The sequence below is a fragment of the Pseudoalteromonas sp. MM1 genome (assembly GCF_030296835.1).
Taxonomy (GTDB): domain Bacteria; phylum Pseudomonadota; class Gammaproteobacteria; order Enterobacterales; family Alteromonadaceae; genus Pseudoalteromonas.
Genome location: NZ_AP027922.1, coordinates 2610406 through 2635611, shown reverse-complemented (window position 1 = coordinate 2635611; position 25206 = coordinate 2610406). Strand labels below are relative to the sequence as shown.

Genomic DNA, 25206 nt, shown 5'->3' with positions numbered 1-25206 from the left:
TTAAGACCTCACCGGAGGATGTTTTGGATAAAAACATGAAAATTCTTGTTGTTGATGATTTCTCTACAATGAGACGTATTATAAAAAATCTGTTGCGTGACCTAGGGTTCACGAATGTTCAAGAAGCTGACGATGGTTCTACAGCATTACCTATGTTGCAAAATCAGGTTTTTGACTTTGTTGTAACCGATTGGAACATGCCAGGTATGCAGGGTATTGACTTGCTAAGAGCCATTAGAGCTGACGAAAAATTAAAACATATTCCGGTTTTAATGGTGACGGCAGAAGCTAAAAAAGAACAAATAATAGCGGCAGCGCAAGCAGGTGTTAATGGTTACATTGTTAAGCCATTTACTGCAGGTACTTTGAAAACTAAATTAGAAAAAGTGTTTGAACGCTTAGGTTAATGAGAGGAGAGGCTTATGTCAGCACCAGCTGCGCCTCAAATTACTTTAGAACAAGCTCGTCAGCTCGTCGTTTATTTAGAAAATGGTGAGCAAGATAAAGCTGATCAATTAATTTTAGATACTGCCTCTCAAGAGCAATCGCAGCTTTTTGCTGAAGTAGGTAAGTTAACGCGCCAATTACACGAAGCTCTCAAAAGCTTTGAACTTGATACGCGCTTAACCGATTTAACCACCGATGCAATTCCTGATGCGAAAAAGCGCTTAAACTATGTCATGGAAATGACAGAAAATGCTGCTAATAAGACAATGGATGCGGTAGAAGCAAGCCTCCCTATTGCACAGCAGCTAGCAGATGAAATTGCACAGATTAAGCCTACTTGGGATAGGCTTATGAACCGTGAAATAGAGCTTGGCGAATTTAAAACTTTATGCCACAGCATCGACAAGTTTATGAATAGCTCTCATCATAAAACCGATGAGTTGCAAACTTTAATGACCAATGTACTCATGGCGCAAGATTTTCAAGATTTGACCGGCCAGGTTATCCGCCGAGTAATTGAGTTAGTCAGAGAAGTTGAAGAAAGTTTAATCCACCTTTTAACAGCATTTGCTGCTCAAGATGACAGCAATGTTGAAAGTAAAGAACAACAAGAATCAGAAGAATTGGTTGCCGCACAAACATTAGCAGGTCCTGAAGGCCCTATTATTGATAAAGAGTCGCGAAATGACGTTGTATCTGACCAAGACGAAGTCGATGACCTATTATCAAGTTTGGGCTTCTAAGAGGAGAGTAACTGCATGAGCTTTGAAGTCGATGAAGATATTTTACAAGACTTTCTTGTAGAGGCCGGAGAAATCCTAGAGCTTTTATCTGAACAGTTAGTTGAGCTAGAAAATAATCCAGAAGATACTGAGTTATTAAACGCTATTTTTAGGGGCTTTCATACCGTAAAAGGGGGGGCAGGCTTTTTAGCTATGACTGAGCTTGTTGATGCCTGTCATGGTGCTGAAAACGTATTTGATCTCTTACGTCAAGGGGTTAGAACTGTTAATTCAGAACTGATGGATGTGATTTTACAAGCACTAGATACCATTAATGAAATGTTTGCTACTATTCAAAACCGCGAACAACCAGACCCAGCAGATCCTCAGTTATTAGAAACCCTTCACAAACTTGGCCAGCCACCTACGGATGATGAGCTTACTGAAACAGCCCCTGAGGTTGTTCAGCAAGAAGCTGCGGCACCTGTTAGCGCAACTGATGAAGAAGACCCATTTGCATTTGATGAATTATTTGATGTAGCAGGTTCAAGCCCATCAGCAGATACCACGCAAATTGATGAAATTACAGAAGATGAATTTGAAAGCTTATTAGATGAGCTACATGGTAAAGGCCAAAGCCCAGTATCGCAACCAAGTGCAAGTGCAGAGCCTGATTCAAGTTCAGATATTACCGATGATGAATTTGACAGCTTATTAGATGAATTACATGGTGTGGGTAGTTTTGGCCCTGTTGCGACAGATACCTCAAGCAATGAGCCCGAAATTAAACACACAGCACCTGCGGCCGTTACAAATGATAGCGGTGATGATGAAATCAGCGATGATGAATTTGAAGCCCTGCTTGATGAACTGCATGGCAAAGGCGGTGCACCAGAATCAAAAGAAGCTGAGGCACCTGCACCACAGCCTCCTAAGGCTGCTCCTCCTGTAGCACAAACACCAGCAAAACCTACGCCAGCACCTGCTGCTAAGCAAGCACCTGTGGCAAAAGCGGCTGCCCCTACTCCTAAAGTGGTTGAAAAGCCAGCGAGCAGCGCGGCACCTAAAAAAGCCACGCCTCCGCCTGCTGAAACCACGGTACGGGTTGATACAAAACGTCTAGATCAAATAATGAATATGGTTGGCGAGCTGGTATTAGTGCGAAATAGGTTAGTCAGTTTAGCGACCAATACAGATAGTGAAGCAATGGGTAAGGCGATATCAAATCTCGATGTGGTCACTGCAGATATTCAAGGCGCAGTAATGCAAACGCGAATGCAGCCTATCAAAAAAGTATTTGGGCGTTTTCCTCGCGTAGTACGTGATTTAGCACGTAGTTTAAATAAAGAAATTAACTTACAGCTTGTAGGTGAAGAAACCGATTTAGACAAAAACTTAGTTGAGGCACTGGCCGATCCGTTAGTGCATTTAGTACGAAATTCAGTTGACCACGGTATTGAAATGCCCGCAGCGCGTGAAGCTGCGGGTAAACCCAGAACAGGTAATGTGACTTTATCGGCCTCGCAAGAAGGCGACCATATTTTGTTAACCATTAAAGACGATGGTGCAGGTATGGATGCTGAGAAACTGAAAAAAATAGCGATTAGTAAAGGCGTTATTGATCACGATCAGGCAAGTCGCTTATCAGACACTGAAGCGTATAACTTAATATTCGCACCTGGCTTTTCGACCAAAGAAGAAATATCTGACATTTCTGGCCGTGGCGTAGGTATGGATGTAGTAAAAACTAAAATAACCCAGCTTAATGGCTCTGTTAATATCCAGTCTGAGTTGGGCGTAGGGACTATTTTAGAAATAAAAGTACCATTAACGCTGGCCATTTTACCAACGCTGATGGTTATTGTTGGTGAGCAAACATTTGCGTTACCACTAGCCGGCGTGAGTGAAATATTCCATTTAGATTTAACTAAAACTAATGTGGTAGATGGTCAGCTTACAATTATTGTTCGTAAAAAAGCGATACCACTATTTTACTTAGAGCATTGGTTAGTCAAAGGTGCTGATTGTTCTCAGCGTAAAGCGCAAGGTCATGTGGTAATTGTGCAAATAGGTACTCAGCAAGTTGGCTTTGTGGTTGATTCATTAATTGGCCAAGAAGAAGTTGTTATTAAGCCTCTTGATGCGTTATTACAAGGTACGCCTGGAATGGCCGGTGCAACAATTACATCTGACGGTGGTATTGCGCTGATTTTGGATGTACCTAATATGCTTAAGCATTACGCAGGATAAAATATAGGCATACCTGTGTATGCCTATACATAAATTTAATAAGAGAGCGCAATGGCCGTAAAAGTTTTAGTTGTTGACGATTCTAGTTTTTTTCGCCGCCGAGTAAGCGAAATCCTTGAACAAGACAGCGGTATTGAAGTAATAGGTTTTGCTGTTAACGGTAGAGAAGCCGTAGATAAAACAGCGCAGTTACGTCCAGATATGATCACCATGGATGTAGAAATGCCTGTGCTTGACGGGATTAGCGCAGTGAAAGAAATTATGGCGAGTAACCCAACGCCAATCCTTATGTTTTCATCGCTAACACGCGATGGTGCAACAGCAACGTTAGATGCACTTGATGCCGGAGCAATGGACTTTTTACCTAAAAAGTTTGAAGACATTGCACGAAATAACGAAGATGCTATTAAGTTATTGCAAACTAAAGTGAAGGAAATTGGTCGCAGGCGTGCACCGCGCCCTGTTAGGCCATTAACATCAAGTAAGATTACTGCTCCACCTGCAAGCAAACTAGCCACTTCAAGCTCCTCGCTCAAACAACCTGATAGAAGTTTTCAACGTGCCGCATCGGGGCAAGCATCAGCGACACCCAGTATGCCGACACGAGCCAGCGGTAAACATTATCAAATAGTGGCGATTGGCACTTCTACTGGCGGGCCAGTTGCTTTACAAACCATATTAACCCAATTACCTGCTAATTTTGCGCATCCTATTTTGTTAATTCAGCACATGCCGGCAGCGTTTACACCTGCATTTGCTGCGCGTTTAAATAGCCTTTGCAAAATACGCGTTAAAGAAGCACAGCAAGGTGATAAATTAGAAGCGGGTACAGCCTACCTAGCCCCTGGTGGACAGCAAATGATGGTAGAGGGGCGAAGTGGTAATAAAACACTGCGTGTATTTGAAGATAATAGTGAACGTATAAGCTACAAACCAAGCGTTGATGTTACTTTTGCAAGTGTTGCAAAAAGCTATCAAGGAGACGTACTTGCCATTGTTTTAACTGGCATGGGCGCCGATGGGCGTGATGGTGCACGAATGCTTAAGCAATCTGGGGCAACAATTTGGGCGCAAGATGAAAAAAGCTGTGTGGTATACGGTATGCCTCAAGCCATTGCCAACGCAGGGCTTGCCTCAGAGCATTTAGCGCTAAACGATGTTGCAGCAAGAATAAAAAGAGAGACTGGTTGTGGATAAGCTCTCTGTTTTAGGATTAATCATTGCGCTGGGCGCTATAGCGATTGGTTACTCTTTAGAGGGGGGCGTTGTTACGGCGTTATTTAATGGCCCTGCACTTATTATTGTACTTGGCGGCACCTTAGGCGCTGTTATGTTGCAAACGGCTACAAGCACCTTTAAAAAAACGCTCAGCATGAGTCATTGGGTGTTTTTTTCACCTCAGTACAATATTGAGCAAGCCATAGAGCAAATTAAAAACTGGTCGCACAAAGCGCGCCAAGAAGGGTACTTAGCGCTAGAAAAAGAGGCGCTTAGTCACCCTGACCCTTATGCTGCTAAAGGACTTAGTTTACTTGTAGATGGTTGCTCGGAGCAAAAGTTACGTGACACCCTAGAGATAGACTTAATGCTTGAACGAGACCGCCTACTTGAAGCAAGTAGAGTGTACGAAGCCATGGGGGGATATAGCCCAACGATAGGTATTTTAGGGGCTGTACTTGGCCTTATTCAAGCAATGTCATTTATAACCGATCCTCAAAAGCTAGGTGCTGGGGTCGCCACCGCATTTATTGCAACAATATATGGGGTGGGTTTAGCTAACTTATTATTTTTACCTATGGCCAATAAACTTAAGCAACGAATAGAGCAAAAAATGCTTTACCATGAAATGATGGCCGAAGGGGTGATTGCTATAAGCCTTGGTGAAAGTCCTATTAACATAGAATTAAAGCTTGAAGCTTATCGCACAGAGCGCCCTAATGTCGTGGTAGAGTAACTTTTATGTTACGCAGGCGCTTACGTCAATCAGCAGAAAAAAATCAACATACAGAACGTTGGTTAGTCTCTTATGCTGATTACATGACTATTATGTTTGCCTTTTTTGTGGTTATGTATGCCATTGCCATCAATAAAGAAGAAAATTTTCAAATTCTCTCCGACTCCCTTGAACAGGTTTTTGATAAATCAGCAAGGCAACAATCGCAACAAGGCGAAGGTGTGACAGGCGAAGGGCTACTCACCGACCGTGTTACCCCAGAGCAAGAGTTATTGTACGGTGAGAGCATTCAAAAGCAGGAGTCTGGCCCAGAGCTGCTAGACGGACAAAGCGACACTAGCAATATAAAACAAAAACATTTAGGTAAACCACTCGATAGCTTATTAACTAAATTACATTCGGCACTTATTGATGAAATTCGTGATGGAGAAGCAAGTTTAGAGCTCAACCAAGATTGGCTTATTATTGAGCTAAGTTCTGGAATGCTGTTCTCTAGTGGTAGCTCAGTTGCCCACGCGCGAGCTAAACAAGTCGTAAAAATTGTAAAAGACATTATTGCCCCAGTAGATAACTACATAAGGGTAAGAGGCTACACAGATAACGAAAGTATTCGTAATGAAATGTTTCGCTCTAACTGGGAGTTGTCAGTTGCACGTGCGACCTCTATTTTAGTTGAATTGGAAACGTTAGGAATTAACCCAGCGCGAATGGCAATCGAGGGCTATGGGCAATACTCACCTTTTGCCGATAACGACACCGCAGCAGGTCGAGCAGAAAATCGTAAAGTTGTTATTGCCCTTTCTAAGTATGGCTTAGTACAACAAACCACCGAAAATGAAAATAAAGCTGAATCTGATGAGCAAGTGCAAGAAGCAGCGCCTGAGCCAGAGGTCGAACTTCCCTCTGATGATAACTCTATTAAAATAATTCGTTTACCTCATGGTGGTATCAGAATCACCACGCGCAATGACAGTAATTAGGACTTAATGTGAAGATTTGGACAGTAGCAAATCAAAAAGGCGGTGTAGGTAAAACCACAACGGCTGTTAGTCTTGCGGGTATTTTGGCCTTGCAAGGTAAACGCGTATTACTCATTGATACCGACCCTCACGCCTCACTAACGTACTATTTTGGTATTGATTCTGAAGATTTAGAAGTCAGTGTGTACGATATTTTTGCCCGCGGCACCTCAATGCAAAGTGAAGAAATACTGCAAGCATTGTGCCCCTCTACGATGGAAAATCTAGATATATTGCCCGCAACGATGGCTATAGCAACACTTGATAGAAGCATGGGCAATAAAACGGGGATGGGCTTAATTTTAAAAAAAACACTTGCAAAAATTAGTGAACATTACGATTATGCGCTGCTTGATTGCCCGCCCGTTTTAGGTGTTTTAATGGTGAACGCATTAGCCGCCAGCGAACGTATTTTAGTGCCTGTGCAAACTGAGTTTTTGGCGCTCAAAGGGCTTGATAGAATGATGCGCACTATGGAATTAATGCAAAGCTCTCAAGCGAAACAGTACCAATATACTATAATCCCTACTATGTATGATAAGCGCACTAAAGCGTCGCTTGAAGCCTACAAAACATTGCAAAATACATATAAAGATAAAGTATGGCCAGGGGTGATCCCCGTTGATACAAAGTTTAGAGATGCAAGCCTTGCACAAAAGGTACCCATAGAATTTTGCCCGCGTTCGCGTGGGGTATACGCTTACAAAGCGTTATTAGATTATTTAATTGGACAAGGTTAATGAATGAGTAAGCAATTATTTGCTAATGAAAAAGTAATGACTCAATACTTAGGGGCGCTATTATGCGAAGACGAACCTGAGGAAAACCTTGAGCCTGTAGCAAAGCTACTTGAGCAAGTACCTAGTGCCATACAAAACGACGAGGTACTTTTAAAACCCAAAGCGCAATTAAAAGTGACCGAGCAGCTTTATTCTGAGCAAGTAAAACAGAGTACTAGCGAGGTTGACGCTAATATTTCACAATCAGTGCCTATTGAGCCTGAGCAACTAGAAACACCTGAGGTGCAAACTCAGTTAAGTACTGAATCTGCCCCTTTATTACATAGCCAAGAAGATTACTTTGAAGGTGAGTTTCAGGCTCTGTTTTTTGAAGTGGCTGGCTTAACATTGGCTGTTCCTTTAAAAGCACTTGGAGGAATTCATCAATTAGGTGAGGTAAATCATTTATTTGGTAAGCCAAAGTGGTTTAAAGGCGTTATGCTTAATAGAGATGAAAAGCTAAACGTGGTTGATACTGCCCGTTGGGTAATGCCAGAAAAGTACGATGAAAAGTTAGAGGCTTCTCTTAATTATCAGTATTTAATAACCCTAGGCGATAGCAACTGGGGTTTATTGGCCGAAAAGTTAATAAATAACATTACATTGAGTAAAGAAGATGTAAAATGGCGAAAAAACAGCGGCAAACGCCCTTGGCTTGCTGGTGTTATTAAAGAAAAAATGTGTGCTTTAATAGATGTAGATAATTTAAATGCACTATTAGAAAAAGGCTTAGATAGCCGTCAGTAGTAACGACCATTACGGGGTAACAGCATGAGCGAAGATAGACTATTATCAGCGAATAAAAACGCAGATAACAACGATGAGATTTTACAGTGGGTAACGTTTAAGCTTGAAGAAGAAACGTATGGCGTAAACGTAATGCAGGTGCAAGAAATTTTACGTTATACCGAAATTGCGCCAGTCCCTGGTGCGCCTTCATACGTTATTGGCATTATAAATTTACGTGGTAACGTAGTCACTGTTATTGATACTCGTGCTCGCTTTGGTTTGCCTGCTGCGGATGCAACTGACAACTCTCGCATTTTAATTATTGAAGCAGAAGAGCAAGTAATTGGTATTTTAGCTGATAGTGTTTCTGAGGTTGTGTACTTACGCAGCTCTGAAATCGACAGCGCCCCAAATGTTGGTACCGAAGAAAGTGCTAAGTTTATTCAAGGCGTATGTAACCGCGATAACGAATTACTTATTTTAGTCGATTTAAATAAATTACTTAGCGATGACGAATGGGATGAGTTAAGCGATATTTAAGCTTTACCACTAAAATTATGTTGTTACTTAGTATCGCAATAGCAGCGCTAGGGATAGGTTTAATATCGCTGGCGCTAATTGTTGCATTAAAAAATAAACAGTCGGCGGCGCTTAATGCGGTATCACAGCAATTAAAAGATACCTCAGAGCAAACACATATATTACGCAGTGAAGTGTCTGAGCTCAGAACCGGGCTTTTAAGTATTGGTAAGCGCGTACTTGAAGTTGAGCAACAAAATCAAGAGTTGATGCAACAGCAAGCTGCCCAAAAATATGACGACCCAGACGCAAAAATATATTCTCGTGCTGTTAAAATGGTTGAGCTTGGCGCAGATTTAGATGAGGTTATACGCGAGTGCGAGCTTCCTAGAGCCGAGGCTGAACTATTATTTTCGTTACATAAACAAAAAGACGCCTAGCGTCTTTTTTGCTTTTAACTACACACAATACCCATGTGCAGTCATACTTACTAAAGGGTAGATATAATTCATCCACCTAGTTATGCCCTTACATTTAGCTTACCTTGAAAGTCTTGCCAGCCAGGTGGGAACTGACCACGAAGCACGTACGAAAAAGCAATCAATTCAGCAATAACATAATAAAGCTCTTTAGGTATTTCCTCTCCCAATTGTAAGTGTGAGAGTGTTTTAGCAAGTGCTTCATCTTGGTGGATCATAATGCCTTTTTGTTTTGCAGCTTTGATTATTTCATCGGCCAACTCCCCAAACCCTTTTACACTTACCGATGGGGTGCTTCCTGCTTCATATAACAGGCCAATCGCGGATTTATTATTTGCAGCAAAATTAGAGGTGTCAGTCATGTTAAACCTTAATATTTATAATGGCATGCGATTGATAAAACGCTTGATGACTAGCATCTCCACGTTTTAAGTTTAGCTCGCCTACTTGCAAGCCATGCTGAGCCAATTTAGCCCTAAGGCTGTCTAAGTGAGGGTGTGCCATTGCGCTTACTTCTTGGCTAGAGGCAAGCAGCTGGCAATCGAGTGCTTTGTCCATAAGCTCTGCCACTATTTGTAATTGTCCTTGCTGTGCATAATCAAAATTTAACCTAACAAACCACACGTTTTTTTCGGCTTTATCTACACTGGCTTTTTTATATTGCCCTAAGGTTATTTCTGTTTGTCCCGCTTCAGGCGGAAGTTTCATCGGAAATAAAAACTGTGCTAGCGGGTTTGTGTCGCTTTGTTGGTTTGGCGTAGTTACTTGTACTTGGCTAAGGGTATTTTTAACTTGCAGCAGCTCTGGGGCAAGCTCTTGTATTTGTGTTTGTTGAAGTTGCTCTAATAGTTTATCTGCGCCATTACCTACTTTAAAAGTAGGTAAAAGCACGTTAAGTAGGGCATCTACGCCTGTGTGGTTATTAAACGTTAGCGAAGTACTAGGTTGGCTTATTATTGGCGCCGCTAAAATAGTAACCGCAAGTTGCTCAAGCCCTTTTGTAAAGCTACTTTGTAGTGTGTCGTTTGGCGTAGTAAGCGGTTGTAAGGTACTTAAAAGCTCTCGCTGTATGGTGGCTGGGTGCACATTAGTACTAGAGACCATTCTATTAAAAGCTTGATTTACTAGACGCGTTAGATCAGGTGTGTTTTGTGTCGCTTTACTTGCTATGTCAGTAATTTGGCTACTCAACAATGTTTTAGGGTTGGAAGCGCTATTTGGGTGTTCACTCTCTGTTGGCAAGTTTAAAAGCGAGGTTAATAATTTGGCCTCTACAGGTTGTAATTGTTGACTTGCTGCGGTTTTAAAAAGCGAGTGAGACAAACTAGGTTGATTGGGAGTATTTACCTGTGAAGTTGTGGTATTTAGTATTTTTAAACTCAGCGGCGCAGAAGAGTAGCCTTGGGTACTTGCATTTGTTGGTTGGGCGCTCACTGCTTGCGGCTGAGCTATGTTGTTTACTGATTGCCATAACGACACACTCGCCTTTAATTGCTGGGTTATTTGTACTAAAGGAGGAAGCTGCGCAAAGTGTTTAGCTAAAGGGCTGTTAGTAGTAAAAGAATTATTAGCAACTTCTGCGGTTATATTTAGCTTGCTTAAATTAGGGTTTGTTAACGTGTTTATTTGTGTAGACACTTTATTTACATCAAGCTTAGCTTGTTGAACTTGCAAAGGTGGCGTTTTACTCGTAAAGGGTTTGTTTTCAAAGTATTTAACGGCATCGTTAATTCGCGTTTTTAAATCACTAAAGCTGCTTTCTAACCATGACTTTATAGGGCTTTGTGCACTTAACTGCGGACTTGTTTTATCAGCGGGGGTGCTAACTACACTTTGCTGCTGTGATAAAACTAAGTCGGTAAAGGGTTTACTAAAAGAGTTGTTAAGTGCGACCTGCATTTTAGGTAAGTTAGTTTTAATGAGCAGCTTATCTGCTTGATGAATAATATTTACTGCCATGGGTTTACTGGGCAATTCACTAAGCTGTTTATTGGTTATCGGAGTTGTAAACGAGCCGCTATGATGAGGGTGCGAAATAATAGCTAATTTTGGCGTTGCCTGTAGCTGCGCGCTTGGCAGTAAATTAGTTAATAACTGCGAAATTTTATGTTGGCTGAGAGTTTGAGTATGGACGGTGTCAGCAAAGCGGTTAATAACATTTATTTGTGCGCCTTTATTGGTTGTATTAATAAGTACCTGTAATGGCTGCTCGGTATTTAACAGCTGTGCGGTTTGTTTATTGATTGCAATATTGGCATTAAGATTCGGAATAACAAGCTGCGGTGACGGCGAGAGCTGTACATTGACTGGCAAGGGTTTACTTTGTATTTCACTACCGGTACTAACATAATTCAAAAAACGCTGCAGTTGTGATGCGCTGCTAAGTGTAATATTGGTATTGTTGGGAGTTATACTTAGCTGCTTTCCATCAGAGCTGAGCTGTATGTTAGCACTTGCTATTTTATCTGTTTTTTGAGGGGCATGGGTTATGCCTAAGCGTAGTGTTTGCCAGTGTTTATCAATCAAAACATCGAGTGTAATTGAGCCTTTTGAAAACTGAATATTTTTAGCCGCAAGTACCTGCTCGGGTAATTGTACTAATTCGTCCGAAGTGCTCGGGGCGCTTTGGTTATTAACCAATGAATTAGATAATGTGATTTGCGTTGGATTATTCATTATTTTAAATCAAGTTTTCGCTAATTTTCGTGAATCGATTTTAAAGCAATATTCGTATTACCCTATCATTATGGTAGACTAACGCCTAATTTTTGGCATAGAGAAACGTCATCTTGTTACACATTAAGTCCGTCACCTGCATCAAGCAAGAACGTTGTTTGTTTGCGGATCTTAATTTTAGCCTAAATAGCGGTCAAATCATGCAATTAGCGGGTCCTAACGGGGCTGGTAAAACATCATTATTGCGTATTGTCGCAGGCTTTAGTGTGCCTGATGAAGGCGCTATTTTTTATAACCAGCAAGCTATTACCAAACATTATGAAGAGTACGCCAGAGACTTACTATTTATAGGCCATAAAACCGGTGTCAATGTACAGCTCAGCGCACTGGAAAACGTACGCCATTGGTTACGCATTAATGGCTATACAAATGAGCCCGACTTATATCCAATTTTAGCCAAACTTGGCTTAGTGGGTCTTGAAGATGTGCCAGTTAGAATGCTCTCGGCAGGGCAGCAGCGTCGTGTGGCTTTAGTACGCTTATGGTTAAGCGATGCAAAACTATGGGTGCTTGATGAACCCTTTACTGCACTTGATAAAAATGGCGTTGCATTTTTACAACAACGTTTTTCTGAGCATTTGAAAAGTGGTGGCGCTATTTTACTAACAACCCATCAAGATCTATCAACACAGTTTGAAAACCTACAAACGGTGACCTTGGAGTATCGTTACTGATGACTCGTCAACATTCATATTGGCTGCTGTTTAGTGCGGTATTTAGTAAAGATGTAAAGCTTGCGTTTCGCCAGCGTGCTGAAATTATCAACCCTATCTTGTTTTTTCTCATTGTTATTTCTTTATTTCCGTTAGCAATTGGCCCAGAGCCCGGTCTGTTAAACAGAATGGCGCCAGGTATTATTTGGGTCGCCGCTTTGCTATCTACCATGCTTGGACTCGATAAATTATTCAGAGACGACTATAACGATGGTTCATTGGAGCAGCTTATTGCTTCATCGTACCCGCTATCACTCACTGTACTGGCTAAAGTCGCGGCGCATTGGGTTGTTACCGGTTTACCATTAGTATTAATGACACCGTTATTTGCTTTATTGCTTAATTTAGAGAGCTCAGCGCTGTTAGCCACCGTATTAACATTATTATTAGGCACGCCATTATTAAGCTTTATTGGTGCAATTGGGGCTGGCCTTACTGTGGGATTACAAAAAGGCGGTATTTTAATGAGCCTATTAGTGTTGCCTTTGTATATTCCTGTTTTAATTTTTGCAACGTCAGCCATTGATACCAGTACTATGTCGCTGGACTATAGCGGGCAGCTTGCCATTCTTGGGGCCATGTTAGTAGTTGCTATTATGTGTGCACCCATCGCCATATCATCAGCATTAAAAGTGAGTGTAAGTTAATATGTGGAAGTGGTTACATCCCTACGCAAAAGCAGAGCGCGCATACCAGTTATGTAATACGTTACTGCCTTATTTTGCCGTTGTTACGGTTATAAGTATGCTTGTTGGTTGGATTTGGGGCTTAGGTTTTGCGCCAGCTGATTACCAACAAAAAGACAGTTACCGTATTATTTTCATTCATGTACCGTCGGCTATTTTGTCTATGGGGGCGTATTCTTCCATGGCTATAGCAGCTATTGTCGCTTTAGTGTGGCAATTACGTAACGCTGAACTTGCTGTAATTGCTATTGCCCCGGTGGGAGCATGCGTAACAGCTATTGCCTTAATTACCGGCGCTGCATGGGGCAAACCTATGTGGGGAGCTTGGTGGGTGTGGGATGCACGCTTAACCTCTGAGCTTATTTTATTATTTTTATACTTAGGTGTACTTTCGCTTTATCATGCATTTGAAGATAAAAAAGCAGCAGGGCGAGCGGCGTCTATTTTGGCCATTGTTGGGGTTATTAACCTACCTATTATTCATTACTCGGTAGAGTGGTGGAATACTTTGCACCAAGGCGCAACAATCACAAAATTTGATACTAAAGCTATTGACCCTAGTATGTTTTGGCCACTAATGGTGAATATTTTAGCGTTTGGTGCTTTTGTTGGCACTGTAACGTTAATTCGTTTAAAAAATGAAATATTACAACGTGAAAAGCATCGGCCATGGGTTCGAGCGATGCTAAGTAAGGGGTAAATTATGCAGTTTGACTCTTTTTCTGATTTTATTGCAATGGGGGGCTACGGGTTTTACGTGTGGCTGTCTTTTGGTACATGCGCCTTAATTTTGTTGGGCATTTTATTTAGCTCTTTACGTGATACAAAACGTATTATGGCCTCAGTAGAGCAGCAAGTTGCGCGCGAAGCGCGAATTAAAAAAGCGAAGCAGGAACAAATCTCATGAACCCAAGACGTAAAAAACGCCTATTGGTAATTATTGCAGTGTTGTTTGGCATTGGTGCTTCTATAGGCTTAGTACTTTATGCACTTCAAGAAAACATAAACTTGTTTTATACACCAAGCGAATTAATCGAAGGTAAGGGCCCTGATAAAGAAAAACCGCAAATAGGGCAAAAGCTGCGTATTGGCGGCATGGTTGTGCCGGGCTCTGTTATTCGTAATGAGCAAAGTTTGCAAGTCAGCTTTAAGCTGATTGATACAGGGCCATTGGTAACAATTAAATACCAAGGCATTTTGCCTGACTTATTTCGCGAAGGGCAAGGTATTGTAGCGCAAGGTGTACTTGTAGAGCCAAACGTAATTGAAGCGTTTGAAGTACTGGCCAAGCATGATGAAGAATACATGCCAGCAGAAGTTGCAGAGGCCGTAAAAGGAATTAAACACGAAAAACCTAAATACAACCTAGATAGCGGTAGCTAATATGATCCCAGAACTTGGTTATTTTTCTTTAACGCTTGCCATGGTGCTAAGCGTTTTACTGTGTATTTTTCCGCTGTGGGGCGCGCATACCGGTAATCTTCGTTTAATGCGTGCGGCCCCGTCTTTAGCCGTTGGACAGTTTGCTTTTGTACTTCTCTCGTTTGCTGCGCTTATCTATGCCAGCTTAACAGATGACTTTACGGTGTCTTATGTGGCGTATCATTCAAGTAGTACGCTGCCTTGGTATTATAAAATCACCTCTACATGGGGTGGACACGAAGGCGCTATTTTATTGTGGCTAGTAATGCAAGCTGGTTGGACTGCAGCGGTAGCTGTGCGCTCTAAATCGCTGCCGTGGGTACTACGTGCACGTGTGTTGGGGGTACTTGGCTTTTTAGGTGTGGGTTTCATGATGTACACCTTATTACTTTCAAGCCCTTTTGAGCGTTTACTACCTTATTTTCCTGTTGAAGGGCGCGATTTAAATCCGTTACTACAAGATCCTGGTATGATCATTCACCCGCCACTACTGTACATGGGTTATGTTGGGCTGTCGGTTGCTTTTTCTTTTGCTATTGCAGCACTTTTAACAGGTAAGCTTGATAACACATGGGCTAAATGGTCACGCCCGTGGACAATGACCGCTTGGGGTTTCTTAGGCCTAGGTCTTACTATTGGCAGTTGGTGGGCTTATTCAGAACTTGGCTGGGGCGGCTGGTGGTTTTGGGACCCGGTAGAAAATGCAGCACTAATGCCTTGGCTTGTCGCCACCGCATTACTGCATTCATTAAGCGTAACCGAAAAACGCGGTATTTTTAAATCGTGGACGGTATTATTAGCAATAGCTGGTTTTTCATTAAGCTTGTTAGGCACCTTTATTGTTCGCTCGGGTATTATTGTATCGGTGCATGCGTTTGCTACCGATCCAGATAGGGGATTATTTATTCTCGCCTTTTTAGGTGTTGTTGTAGGTGGAGGCTTAGCCTTGTATGCACTGCGTGTATCGCAGGTATACAGCGAAGGTCGATACAAATTTGTATCTCGCGAAGTGGCATTATGGCTTAATAACATATTTTTAGTAGTTGCTACATTAATTGTTATGTTAGGCACGTTATTACCCATGGTACATAAAGAAATGGGCTTAGGCAGTATTTCTATTGGTGAACCGTTTTTTAATAAAATGTTTGCCATTTTATTAGTGCCTTTTGCTATTTTAATGGGAATAGGGCCACTTTTACGCTGGAAGCAAAATAAATGGGCTTTTTTACAAAACAAAATTTTAATGGGTGTATTAGCAAGTGTAGTCATAACCTGCGCTTGGTTATTCTCAAGTTACGATCTCGTAAAGCCACTTACGCTACTAGCGACAACACTTGCAGTTTGGGTTGCTGTATCAACAGCGATTGATATTTATACTAAATCATCTGTGCATGGCACCTTAACAGAAGGTTTAAAACGCCTTACTGTAAGTTATTGGGCTATGGTGCTTGGGCATATTGGTATTGCATTTATTATTGCAGGTGTATCACTTACGTCTGCTTATTCGGTTGAGCGCGATGTATCTATGAAGCCAGGTGACATAGCTCAGCTTAACGAATATGAATATCGCTTTGATGGCGTTAAGACTATTAGAGGGCCAAATTACAGTGGCCATGCAGGCGTTGTATCAGTTCTAAAAAATAATGAGCTAGTAACTCGGTTACACGCTGAAAAACGCAAATATGACATCGGAATGCAATTTATGACCGAGGCTGCAATAGATGCCGGTTTTAAACGTGATTTATATTTAGCGTTAGGGGAGAAGTTAAGTGGTGATGCGTGGTCACTTCGAATTTATCATAAACCGTATGTCCGCTGGATTTGGATTGGTGGCGTACTTATGTCATTAGCAGGGTTTATGATTTTATTTGATAAACGTTATCGTACATCAGCTAAAACAATGCGTAAGGCTGAATCGGAGAGTGCTTTATGAACCGTAAACTTTTAGCTATTGCACCACTTTTAGTGTTTGCTTTTGTATGCGTATTTTTATACCAAGGGTTATTTGCCAACCCTCGGGAGATACAAACGGGGCGGCTAGGCCAAACTATGCCTGCCTTTAATCTGCCTGATTTAATGCAAGATGATAAGCGCTGGACAGATGAAAGCCTAAAAGGCGAAGTTTATTTACTTAATGTATGGGGGACTTGGTGCCCTACATGTTTGGTAGAGCTTGGTTATTTAACTAAACTTCGAGAGCAAGGCGTAAAAATTATTGGTTTGTACTATGTACAAGGTTATGACGCTGATTTTGATGGCCCGTTTGATATGCAAGCGCTGCGCACAGATGTAACAGATATGCTTGGCCGTGCAGGGGACCCATATCAGTTTAATATACTTGATTTGCATCGTACGCTTTCTCTTGATTTAGGCGTGTCGGGTGCACCAGAGACTTTTTTAGTGGATAAAACGGGTAAAATTTTATTACACCATACGGGAGATTTAAACCCGCGTGTATGGCGTGCTAAATTTGCCCCTGTTATGCAGGAGCTAAATTAATGAGGCTATTTTTATTAACTCTTAGCTTTTTTATAAGTATGGCAGTGTACGCCGAGCAAGATCGCTACCAGTTTGATAATAACCAACAAGCAGTGCGCTTTGAAGAGTTAACCAAAGAGCTTAGGTGCCCTAAATGTCAAAATCAAAATATTGCAGACTCAGATGCCATTGTTGCAAAAGATTTACGCGATAAGGTGCTAGCGCTGGTAAAAGAAGGTAAAACAAAAGACGAAGTTATCGATTACATGATCGACAGATACGGTTATTTTGTTCATTACGATCCGCCTGTGACACCGGCCACATTAGTACTTTGGGTTTTACCTGTACTTATTGTTATTTTGGGTTTTGGTTTTATTGTTATTCGCCAGCGTAAGGCATCGGTTAAGCAAACGTGGAACAGCGATGATGAAGCAAAACTTGCTAAGTTAATTGCAGAAAATAAACGTCAGGAGCAAAATTAATGATTTTAATGTGGGCGTGTTTTGCTTTACTCACACTAATTGCACTGGCTTTTATTATGCTGCCTTTTTTAAAAAAAGAACGCGTGCAAACCATTACTCACAATGCTAATGCAGAATTGATCAGCATTTACGAGCAGCGTTTAGTTGAGCTGCAAAACGACTTAGACAATCAACGTATTGATGCACAAAGTCATAGTGAATCGGTTATTGAGTTAAAACGTCGTTTATTGAACGAGCTATCACCGGAAAAATCGCTTAATAGCAAAGGTAATAACCGTATTTTTGCTTTAACAGGCGCGGCATTTTTATTAGCCCTCACCGGCGTTTTTTACACCTTTACAGGGAGCCAACAACAAATAGCAGCATGGTATGATGCAATGGATAACCTTGCCGATTATGGCGAGCGTGCAGTAATGCAAAAAGGTGAGCCACTAACCCAAAACGAGTTACAAGCGTTTGCTTTAGCGCTGCGTACTAAGCTTAGTGAATCAGGGGATGACGAAGTTGCGTGGATGTTGCTTGGACGTGTAGCTATGTCGTTAAACGAATTTGATATGGCACAGCAATCGTTTGATAAAGCCCTGCGAATGAACCCAGACAACATGCAAGTACTCATTAGCTACAGCCAAGTTTTACTGCTTGAAGGCAGTGAAGAGAACATGACACGTGCAGCGGGTATGCTATCGAAAGTACTGAAGGTTGAACCGACAAACCTGGATGCTATTTCGTTATTAGCGCTTATTGCTTATGAGCGCAAGGACTGGCCGCAAGCTAAAGCGGCGTTTGAAGTATTACTGGCCAGCATGGATAAAAGTGATACGCGTTACTCAATGATAGCGCAGCGTATTTCAGATATTGAACAACAAATGCAAAATGAGGGCTCTGTAATGCCTGTCTCTGCTAACAGCGCTATTAGTGTTACTGTGAGCTTAGCAGATGAGCTTTTCGATAAGCAGCCACAGCAGGGAACTTTATTTATTTTTGCAAAGGCTGCTCAAGGCTCTCCTATGCCATTAGCGGTTGTTAAACTAACTGAGTACCGCTTTCCGCTAACAGTGCAACTAACTGATGCTAATGCAATGGTTGATGGGTTAAACTTATCAAGTGCAAAAGATATTGTGATCACAGCGCGGATCTCAATTGATGAGTCAGTTATGCCAAGTAGTGGTGAGTTAGAGGGTCACTCTGAGGCACTACAACGTGAAAACGTAAGTGACTACCAACTTCAAATTAATACATTAATACCTTAAGGACATTAGATGTTAAAGCATAGTTTTACTTTTTTATGTTTATTGGTGCTAGCCGGATGTGCACAAGTACCAGAAAACAAAGTTGATGAGCGCGACCCGCTGCAAAGCATTAACCGTCCATTGTACGACTTTAATATGGATATTCTTGATGCCTATATTTTACGCCCTGTGGCTGTAGGGTATGTAGAAGTGACCCCTGTACCTGTACGCAATGGTATTGTTAACTTTACCGATAATATTAGTGCGCCTGTTGATATGATAAATGCAGGGCTGCAAGGTAAAGCAGGCAACGCAGGCGTAAGCTTAGCGCGCTTTTTAGTTAACTCTACGGTAGGGGTGTTTGGTATTTTTGATGTTGCAAGTTCACTCGGACTTGAGCTGGTAGATGAAGACTTTGGGCAAACATTGGGCGTGTGGGGTGTTGGCGACGGCGCATATATTATGTTGCCGGCGATGGGACCAACTACAGCACGTAATTTAACTGGCGACGTAGTTGATAACTTTGTGTTACCAGAAATCGCACTGACTACACCGCAAACTATTTTAGTGTTTGCGCTAAAAGCGGTTGAAGCTCGTGCGGCACTTATCCCACAAGAAGGCCTACTTAATGACTCTCTTGACCCGTATTTGTTTGTTAAAGATATATACTTCCAGCGCCAGCTTTATGAGCTATATGACGGCAACCCACCAATTAAAGAAGAACCTGAAGACTTTGATGAAGACTTCTTAGAAAGCTTATAAATAACAGCCATAAAAATGCCAGCAATTGCTGGCATCTTTATGAGCATTTTGAGCTTTAATACACGGCTCTTAATGTTTATTATTCTTTAACCATCAGTTGCATCTGCTCATTTACCCAGGCTAAAGATTCGTGGTAAGCATCGGCCACCTCTCCTCCTAGATTTAATTCTTTTGCGATGTTATTTGCAGCTTCCCACTCTGCGTGCTCATAATATTTAACTAAGTTTAGGTATTTAGCGAGTAAGCCTTCGTCATTTAATAGTGCAGCTTTTATCTCTGTAGAAAGCGGAAGTTTTTGCATAACGCTTTCCATACTTTCATCTAAAATGGCGTCCATAAGCGACATCATGCCCGTTAAAAAAGCCATACCGGTATCTTTAAACTGGCCGTGTGAAATAGCGAGGAGTTCGCCAAACCGTGCACGAGTTAGCGATAATCTAATAAGCTCTACTGGTTTATCAGCAGAAACTTGCGCTGCAAATAACAAAGATAGTAGCTTTTTAATTTCGTTGGCGCCTAGCACTATTAATGCTTGTTTGATTGTGTTTATTTCTGCCCTGCGTGCAAACGCAGCTGAGTTTGAATAACGCAATAATTTGTAGGATAAGTTTACGTCGCGTTCAAACACATCAGTGATCTTTTTAAGATCCATTTCAACAGATGAGGTTTCGTAAAGCAGCTCAGCTAATGCCATTTCAGATGGCGGCAGTGCTTTACTTTGTACCATTTCTGGCTTTGAAAAAAAGAACCCCTGAAAATACTCAAACCCAAGCTCAAGCGCTAAGTTATAAGCCTCGTAAGTCTCTACTTTTTCAGCTAAAAGCTTAATGTGTGGGTAGGCTTTAATATCGTTAATTATGGTTTTTATTGTACTTTCATCCGTGGTTAAAAAGTCTATTTTTAAAATATCAATAAACGGATAAAAATGGCGCCATACCGGTTGGTGTATGTAGTCATCAAGTGCTAGCGTGTAGCCCTTTTCTTTTAAATCTTTAACAATAGCCAGCAAGCGCTTACCTGGTTGCACTGTTTCAAGGATCTCAACCACTACCGTCTCTTTACCTAACATAGTAGGGTAACCTTTTAGTAAGGTTTCGAGGGTAAAGTTAATATAGGCGGGTTTGTTGCCAGTTAAATCTTCTAAACCAAAATTAAACTGACTCCCTTCAATTAATTTAGTTGTTGCTTCGTCACCGTCTATGTCTGGAAATACATTATCAACGCCATCACGAAATAATAACTCGTATCCAACAAGCTCCTTTTCGCGGTCTAAAATAGGTTGGCGTGCAGCATAAAAATACATAAATAGTTCCGTACAAAATAATAAATAGTCGTAATGGCTATAATATATGGTAAAACGCTTAAAATAGCATTAGGTAATTATTATTGATTTAATGAATTGTTATTAAATATTAGCTATCTATGTAAATAAATTTACCATATGCCGAGTGTTTGAGGGCTAAATAGTCAGTGTGACTGTTTTTTATTCACTTCACTGTAACAAGTTGGAGTTATCACCTTTAAGCATGATATAGTCAAGACGGATGGTTTTTACCCCAATAGTGACTTTATTATAATATTTTAAGAGTCATTATTCGGATTAAAAGCCTGTTTTATACAACTTTGTGGAGGCGAATTTGGAAACAGGAATGATTATTTCACTGGCATTGTATTTTATAGTCATGCTAGGCATTGGGCTTTATGCGTACAAACAGTCTACAAGTGATGTATCGGGTTATATGCTAGGCGGGCGTAGTTTATCTCCAAGTGTTGCAGCATTATCTGCTGGCGCGTCGGATATGAGTGGTTGGATTTTAATGGGTTTACCCGGCGCTATGTTTGTTACAGGCTTTAGCAGTACATGGATAGCAATAGGCTTGGTTATTGGTGCGTGGTTAAACTACTTATTAGTCGCTCCGCGTTTGCGTGTTTATACAGAAAAAGCAAACGATTCAATCACAATTCCAGACTACTTCTCTAATCGTTTTAATGATAAATCAAACCTTTTACGTGTAGTTTCTGCGGTAGTAATTATTGTGTTCTTTACACTTTATACTTCGTCAGGCGTTGTCGCTGGCGGTAAATTGTTTGAAAGCTCGTTTGGCTTAAGTTACGAAATGGGTTTATATATCACAACCGGTGTTGTTGTTTTATATACTTTATTTGGTGGCTTTTTAGCTGTTAGCCTAACTGACTTTGTGCAAGGCTGTATTATGTTTATTGCCTTAATACTTGTACCGACAGTTGCTTACTCTTTATTAGAGCAGCCACTAGAGTCAACGCTTCATAGCGTTAACCCAGATATGCTTAATTGGATAGGCGCAGGCTCTGCATTAGGGATTATTTCGGCAATGGCGTGGGGCTTGGGTTATTTTGGTCAACCTCATATTATTGTACGTTTTATGTCGGTGCGTAGCGTAAGTGATATGCCAACAGCTCGCCGTATCGGTATGACATGGATGATAGTAGCTGCAATAGGTGCTGTGGGCACAGGTTTATTTGGTGCCGCGTATACGTATGAAAACAACATTGTTGTTGAAGACCCAGAAACTATTTTCTTAATTCTTTCTGAGCTGTTGTTCCATCCATTAATAGCTGGCTTTTTATTGGCGGCTATTTTGGCGGCTATCATGAGTACAATTTCTTCGCAATTACTTGTTAGCTCAAGTTCGTTAACTGAAGATTTTTACAAAACGTTTTTACGCAAAGAAGCAAGCGACACAGAGCTTGTCACTGTAGGGCGTATTAGCGTAGCAGCAGTGGCCTTGTGTGCTATTTACTTAGCGTACGATAGAGACAGTTCAATATTAAGCTTAGTAAGTAATGCATGGGCTGGTTTTGGTGCGGCATTTGGCCCACTGGTTCTATTTAGCCTGTACTGGAAACGCATGAACTTTGAAGGCGCACTAGCAGGTATGGTTGTGGGTGCTGGCACGGTTCTGTTTTGGATTTACTCACCGTTTATGATTGATGGGCAAAGCTTAAGCAGTTACATGTACGAAATTGTACCAGGCTTTATTTTAGCAAGTATTGCCATTGTCGTTGTAAGCTTAGCGACAAAAGAGCCTGCACAAAATATTACTGCGCTATTTGATGAAGTTGAAAAAGAACTTTAATCACTCAGCACGTTAAGTATAAAAAAAGCCAGCTAGTTAATTAACTAGCTGGCTTTTTATTTGCCTTAAATAAATGGGTTATTTAGCAGGAAGCACTGTGCTTTCTACACTACCAAAGCCGATACGGGCATAGCCTTCTTTTTCACACCAGCCACGCATAATTACATTATCGCCATCTTCTAAAAAGCTGCGTTGCTCTCCATTACTCAGGGTTATTTTTTCTTTACCACCACGAGAAAGCTCTAATAAAGAGCCGGCTTCTTCATGTGTAGGGCCTGACTGAGTGCCAGAGCCGAGCATATCACCTGGCATAAAGTTACAGCCATTAACAGTGTGATGAGCCACCATTTGCGCCACAGTCCAATATGAATGTTTGAAGCTTGAGGCAGAGACCTGCGTAGGTTGGTGGTTTTCATCACGCATTTTTTGAGTCTGAATTTTAACATCCATTTGAATATCAAAAGCACCTTGCTCGCGATTAGCAGCAGATTCTAAGTACGGCATTGGTTGCGGGTCGTTTTCATCACGTGTCCAAGCCGCTCTAAAAGGTGCAAGTGCTTCAGTGGTGACAATCCAAGGCGATACAGTAGATGCAAAGTTTTTAGCTAAAAACGGGCCTAATGGTTGGTATTCCCATGCTTGTAAATCTCGTGCTGACCAATCGTTAAATACACAAAAGCCAAATACATGGTTTTCAGCGTTTTCAATGGCGATAGCATCACCCAGCGCATTGCCTTTACCTAAGTAAATACCAAGCTCTAACTCGTAATCTAGGCGTTTACATGGGCCAAATGATGGGGTATCTGCATCGGGTGCTTTAGTTTGCCCTTTAGGGCGATGAAACGTTTGCCCCGATACATCAATAGATGATGAGCGACCATGATAGCCAATCGGCACCCATTTATAGTTTGGTAATAGCGGGTTGTCTGGTCTAAACAAGCTACCAACGGCTGTTGCATGGTAAATTGAGGTATAAAAGTCGGTGTAATCACCAATACGACACGGCAGTGAAAACTCTATATCAGCTTGAGCTATTAGCGTACTTTGTATTTCACTTTGTTGCTGTGCGCCTTCACGCAATGCTTTTGAAAGCGCTAAACGCAGTGCTGACCAGTATTGCCCACCTAAACCCATAAATGTATTTAATGTTGATTCGCTTGCTGCATCAAGCGCTGTTTTAGCATCACCGGTAAAAATGTTTAAGCGGCTCAATTTTGCTAAATCAATAACCAGATCGCCAATAGCAACCCCGCCTCTAAATTCTTCATTTGTGTTTTTAGTACGAAATTCTGCAAAAGGTAAATTTTGAATCGGGAAGTCACAGCCTTTAATATTGGCCGACTCTACCCAGCTGGTTAATTTAATGTCGTGGGTTTCGTTAATTTGGCTCATTACTTATCCTTTAGGTTTGATGTGAGGTGCATGCATTTATTTAAGCATACTTGTATCTTGCACCCTACTTTTTAAATATTAAAACGACAAAAAGCAGCGAAAATCGCTGCTTTTAATTTACTCAAAAAAGTTATAAAACGCCGCGGCGCTCTTGGTCTCGCTCAATTGACTCAAACAATGCTTGGAAATTACCTTCACCAAAACCACCATCGTCAACACGTTGGATCATTTCAATGAAAATTGGCCCAAATAAGTTCTTAGAAAATATTTGTAATAAGTAACAATTTTCACTTTGGCTATCGACTAATATTTGATGTTCGCGAATTTTTTCTTTGTCTTCTGCAACCCAAGGCACACGGTCAAAAATAGTGTCGTAGTACTCAGGAATAATGTCTAAAGTAGCAATGGTCGATTTATCAAGCTTATCAAGCGAGCTTACTAAATCGTCAGTTAAAAACGCGAGATGTTGTACACCAGGGCCATTATATTCGCCTAAATACTCGTCGATTTGGTTATTGTTATTGCCTTTACCTTCATTAATAGGAATTGAGAAGGTGCCACAGGGTGATTTTAATGCATACGATAGCAACGCTGTTTTTTGACCTTTAATATCGAAATAGCGTACTTCTGTAAAACCAAACACGTCTTTGTAAAAGTTTGCCCATGTTTCCATAGTGCCTTTGTAAACGTTATTAGTTAAGTGATCTATACGTATAAAGCCTTTATCTTCAACTACATTAGGTGATGATAAATCTTCAAAGTCAGACTCATAAATAGACCCTTTATCACCAAATTGCTCAATAAAGTAAATCAGGCTATCGCCAATACCGTAAATTGCGGGGTAAGGTAAGTCTTTATGGGTTGAGTCGGTTGCGGGTTTTGCACCACGTGCTACAGCTGTTTCAAATGCATGCTGAGCATCGTTTACGCGCCAACCCATGGAGCAAATTGCTGGACCATGACTTTTTGCAAATTCAGCAGAAAAACCATCGCGTTCGTTATTTAGTAAAAAGTGAATGTCGTTTTGGTTGTAGTAGATAATATCTTTGTCTTTAAATTTTTTTAATTTTGAAAAACCAAAATCAGTAAACACTTTATCCATGTAGTCTGCATCAGGTGTTGCGTATTCAGTAAACTCAATACCAACTAAACCTAGTGGATTATTTGCTTCACTCATTTTTTTTACTCCTGCAATAAATATTGCTACTGCGATTATGTGTTGTTGTCGTGTTGAGCTAGATAATCAACTAGATTTTAAGTTTGGGGAAGAGGGGGAGCAGATTTAGCATTTG

The 25206-nt window shown here is 41.2% G+C and carries 26 protein-coding genes; 21 read left to right on the top strand and 5 right to left on the bottom strand.

Annotated elements, in window-relative coordinates; all coding sequences use genetic code 11:
- The first annotated feature begins 23 nt into the window (after positions 1–23).
- The 10 genes from cheY to QUE46_RS11965 are packed head-to-tail and all read left to right on the top strand — an operon-like array spanning position 24 to position 8859.
- A complete protein-coding gene (gene cheY / locus QUE46_RS12010) occupies positions 24–407 on the top strand; it encodes a chemotaxis response regulator CheY (RefSeq protein WP_004588308.1) in 384 nt (127 codons plus the stop codon).
- 15 nt (positions 408–422) lie between these two features.
- Positions 423–1190, top strand: coding sequence for a protein phosphatase CheZ (locus QUE46_RS12005; RefSeq protein WP_286244945.1), 768 nt, complete (start codon positions 423–425; stop codon positions 1188–1190).
- A gap of 15 nt (positions 1191–1205) precedes the next feature.
- Entirely contained in the window at positions 1206–3419 is a 2214-nt protein-coding gene (locus QUE46_RS12000; protein WP_286244944.1) for a chemotaxis protein CheA, read from the top strand.
- A 51-nt stretch (positions 3420–3470) separates the two neighbouring features.
- On the top strand, positions 3471–4616 hold the full coding sequence (locus tag QUE46_RS11995; protein ID WP_286244943.1) for a chemotaxis response regulator protein-glutamate methylesterase: 1146 nt from the start codon (positions 3471–3473) through the stop codon (positions 4614–4616).
- On the top strand, positions 4609–5373 hold the full coding sequence (locus tag QUE46_RS11990) for a flagellar motor protein (protein ID WP_286244942.1): 765 nt from the start codon (positions 4609–4611) through the stop codon (positions 5371–5373). Before QUE46_RS11995 ends, QUE46_RS11990 begins: the two co-directional genes overlap by 8 nt.
- A gap of 5 nt (positions 5374–5378) precedes the next feature.
- The gene (locus tag QUE46_RS11985) at positions 5379–6353 is read left to right on the top strand and encodes a flagellar motor protein MotB (protein WP_286244941.1); all 975 of its coding nucleotides are present in this window, start codon (positions 5379–5381) and stop codon (positions 6351–6353) included.
- Positions 6354–6361: 8 nt separating this feature from the next.
- Positions 6362–7132, top strand: coding sequence for a ParA family protein (locus QUE46_RS11980; RefSeq protein ID WP_004588314.1), 771 nt, complete (start codon positions 6362–6364; stop codon positions 7130–7132).
- A gap of 3 nt (positions 7133–7135) precedes the next feature.
- The gene (locus tag QUE46_RS11975) at positions 7136–7918 is read left to right on the top strand and encodes a chemotaxis protein CheW (protein WP_286244940.1); all 783 of its coding nucleotides are present in this window, start codon (positions 7136–7138) and stop codon (positions 7916–7918) included.
- Positions 7919–7942: 24 nt separating this feature from the next.
- On the top strand, positions 7943–8440 hold the full coding sequence (locus QUE46_RS11970) for a chemotaxis protein CheW (RefSeq protein WP_004588316.1): 498 nt from the start codon (positions 7943–7945) through the stop codon (positions 8438–8440).
- Positions 8441–8457: 17 nt separating this feature from the next.
- On the top strand, positions 8458–8859 hold the full coding sequence (locus QUE46_RS11965; protein WP_286244939.1) for a DUF2802 domain-containing protein: 402 nt from the start codon (positions 8458–8460) through the stop codon (positions 8857–8859).
- Between the two features lie 80 nt (positions 8860–8939).
- Here QUE46_RS11965 and QUE46_RS11960 read toward each other — a convergent pair whose 3' ends face one another.
- Both QUE46_RS11960 and QUE46_RS11955 read right to left on the bottom strand, forming a co-directional pair.
- A complete protein-coding gene (locus QUE46_RS11960; protein ID WP_286244938.1) occupies positions 8940–9260 on the bottom strand; it encodes an EscU/YscU/HrcU family type III secretion system export apparatus switch protein in 321 nt (106 codons plus the stop codon).
- Position 9261: 1 nt separating this feature from the next.
- Positions 9262–11574: a flagellar hook-length control protein FliK gene (locus tag QUE46_RS11955; RefSeq protein ID WP_286244937.1), complete on the bottom strand. Its 2313-nt coding sequence runs from the start codon at positions 11572–11574 to the stop codon at positions 9262–9264.
- A gap of 113 nt (positions 11575–11687) precedes the next feature.
- Between QUE46_RS11955 and ccmA the strand changes: the two genes are divergently transcribed.
- Genes ccmA through QUE46_RS11905 form a run of 10 tightly spaced genes read left to right on the top strand, consistent with a single transcriptional unit; the run spans position 11688 to position 19406 of the window.
- On the top strand, positions 11688–12308 hold the full coding sequence (gene ccmA / locus QUE46_RS11950; RefSeq protein ID WP_286244936.1) for a cytochrome c biogenesis heme-transporting ATPase CcmA: 621 nt from the start codon (positions 11688–11690) through the stop codon (positions 12306–12308).
- Positions 12308–12994 carry a heme exporter protein CcmB gene (gene ccmB, locus QUE46_RS11945; protein ID WP_004588321.1) on the top strand — a complete coding sequence of 229 codons (687 nt, stop codon included), beginning with the start codon at positions 12308–12310 and terminating at the stop codon, positions 12992–12994. Before ccmA ends, ccmB begins: the two co-directional genes overlap by 1 nt.
- Before the next feature lies 1 nt (position 12995).
- Positions 12996–13733: a heme ABC transporter permease gene (locus QUE46_RS11940; RefSeq protein ID WP_286244935.1), complete on the top strand. Its 738-nt coding sequence runs from the start codon at positions 12996–12998 to the stop codon at positions 13731–13733.
- Between the two features lie 3 nt (positions 13734–13736).
- Positions 13737–13940 carry a heme exporter protein CcmD gene (gene ccmD, locus QUE46_RS11935; protein ID WP_004588323.1) on the top strand — a complete coding sequence of 68 codons (204 nt, stop codon included), beginning with the start codon at positions 13737–13739 and terminating at the stop codon, positions 13938–13940.
- Positions 13937–14416 (top strand): cytochrome c maturation protein CcmE, encoded by a 480-nt coding sequence (ccmE, locus tag QUE46_RS11930; protein WP_055015944.1) that lies wholly within the window; start codon positions 13937–13939, stop codon positions 14414–14416. Before ccmD ends, ccmE begins: the two co-directional genes overlap by 4 nt.
- A gap of 1 nt (position 14417) precedes the next feature.
- A complete protein-coding gene (locus tag QUE46_RS11925) occupies positions 14418–16388 on the top strand; it encodes a heme lyase CcmF/NrfE family subunit (RefSeq protein WP_286244934.1) in 1971 nt (656 codons plus the stop codon).
- Positions 16385–16954 carry a redoxin family protein gene (locus tag QUE46_RS11920; protein WP_286244933.1) on the top strand — a complete coding sequence of 190 codons (570 nt, stop codon included), beginning with the start codon at positions 16385–16387 and terminating at the stop codon, positions 16952–16954. The genes QUE46_RS11925 and QUE46_RS11920 overlap by 4 nt, the downstream gene beginning before the upstream one ends.
- Positions 16954–17415, top strand: coding sequence for a cytochrome c-type biogenesis protein (locus tag QUE46_RS11915; RefSeq protein WP_286244932.1), 462 nt, complete (start codon positions 16954–16956; stop codon positions 17413–17415). Before QUE46_RS11920 ends, QUE46_RS11915 begins: the two co-directional genes overlap by 1 nt.
- Positions 17415–18665, top strand: a complete 1251-nt coding sequence (gene ccmI / locus QUE46_RS11910; RefSeq protein ID WP_286244931.1) for a c-type cytochrome biogenesis protein CcmI — start codon at positions 17415–17417, stop codon at positions 18663–18665. Before QUE46_RS11915 ends, ccmI begins: the two co-directional genes overlap by 1 nt.
- A gap of 9 nt (positions 18666–18674) precedes the next feature.
- Positions 18675–19406 (top strand): VacJ family lipoprotein, encoded by a 732-nt coding sequence (locus tag QUE46_RS11905; protein WP_138540836.1) that lies wholly within the window; start codon positions 18675–18677, stop codon positions 19404–19406.
- A gap of 79 nt (positions 19407–19485) precedes the next feature.
- On the opposite strand, the gene QUE46_RS11900 is transcribed toward QUE46_RS11905, so the two are convergent.
- Positions 19486–20709: an EAL and HDOD domain-containing protein gene (locus QUE46_RS11900; protein WP_286244930.1), complete on the bottom strand. Its 1224-nt coding sequence runs from the start codon at positions 20707–20709 to the stop codon at positions 19486–19488.
- 334 nt (positions 20710–21043) lie between these two features.
- Here QUE46_RS11900 and putP point away from each other — a divergent pair, with 334 nt between their 5' ends.
- Positions 21044–22522: a sodium/proline symporter PutP gene (gene putP, locus QUE46_RS11895; protein ID WP_286244929.1), complete on the top strand. Its 1479-nt coding sequence runs from the start codon at positions 21044–21046 to the stop codon at positions 22520–22522.
- A gap of 78 nt (positions 22523–22600) precedes the next feature.
- On the opposite strand, the gene fahA is transcribed toward putP, so the two are convergent.
- Together fahA and hppD are read right to left on the bottom strand one after the other, a co-directional pair.
- A complete protein-coding gene (gene fahA / locus QUE46_RS11890) occupies positions 22601–23914 on the bottom strand; it encodes a fumarylacetoacetase (protein WP_286244928.1) in 1314 nt (437 codons plus the stop codon).
- A 130-nt stretch (positions 23915–24044) separates the two neighbouring features.
- The gene (gene hppD / locus QUE46_RS11885) at positions 24045–25091 is read right to left on the bottom strand and encodes a 4-hydroxyphenylpyruvate dioxygenase (RefSeq protein WP_286244927.1); all 1047 of its coding nucleotides are present in this window, start codon (positions 25089–25091) and stop codon (positions 24045–24047) included.
- Positions 25092–25206 lie beyond the last annotated feature (115 nt).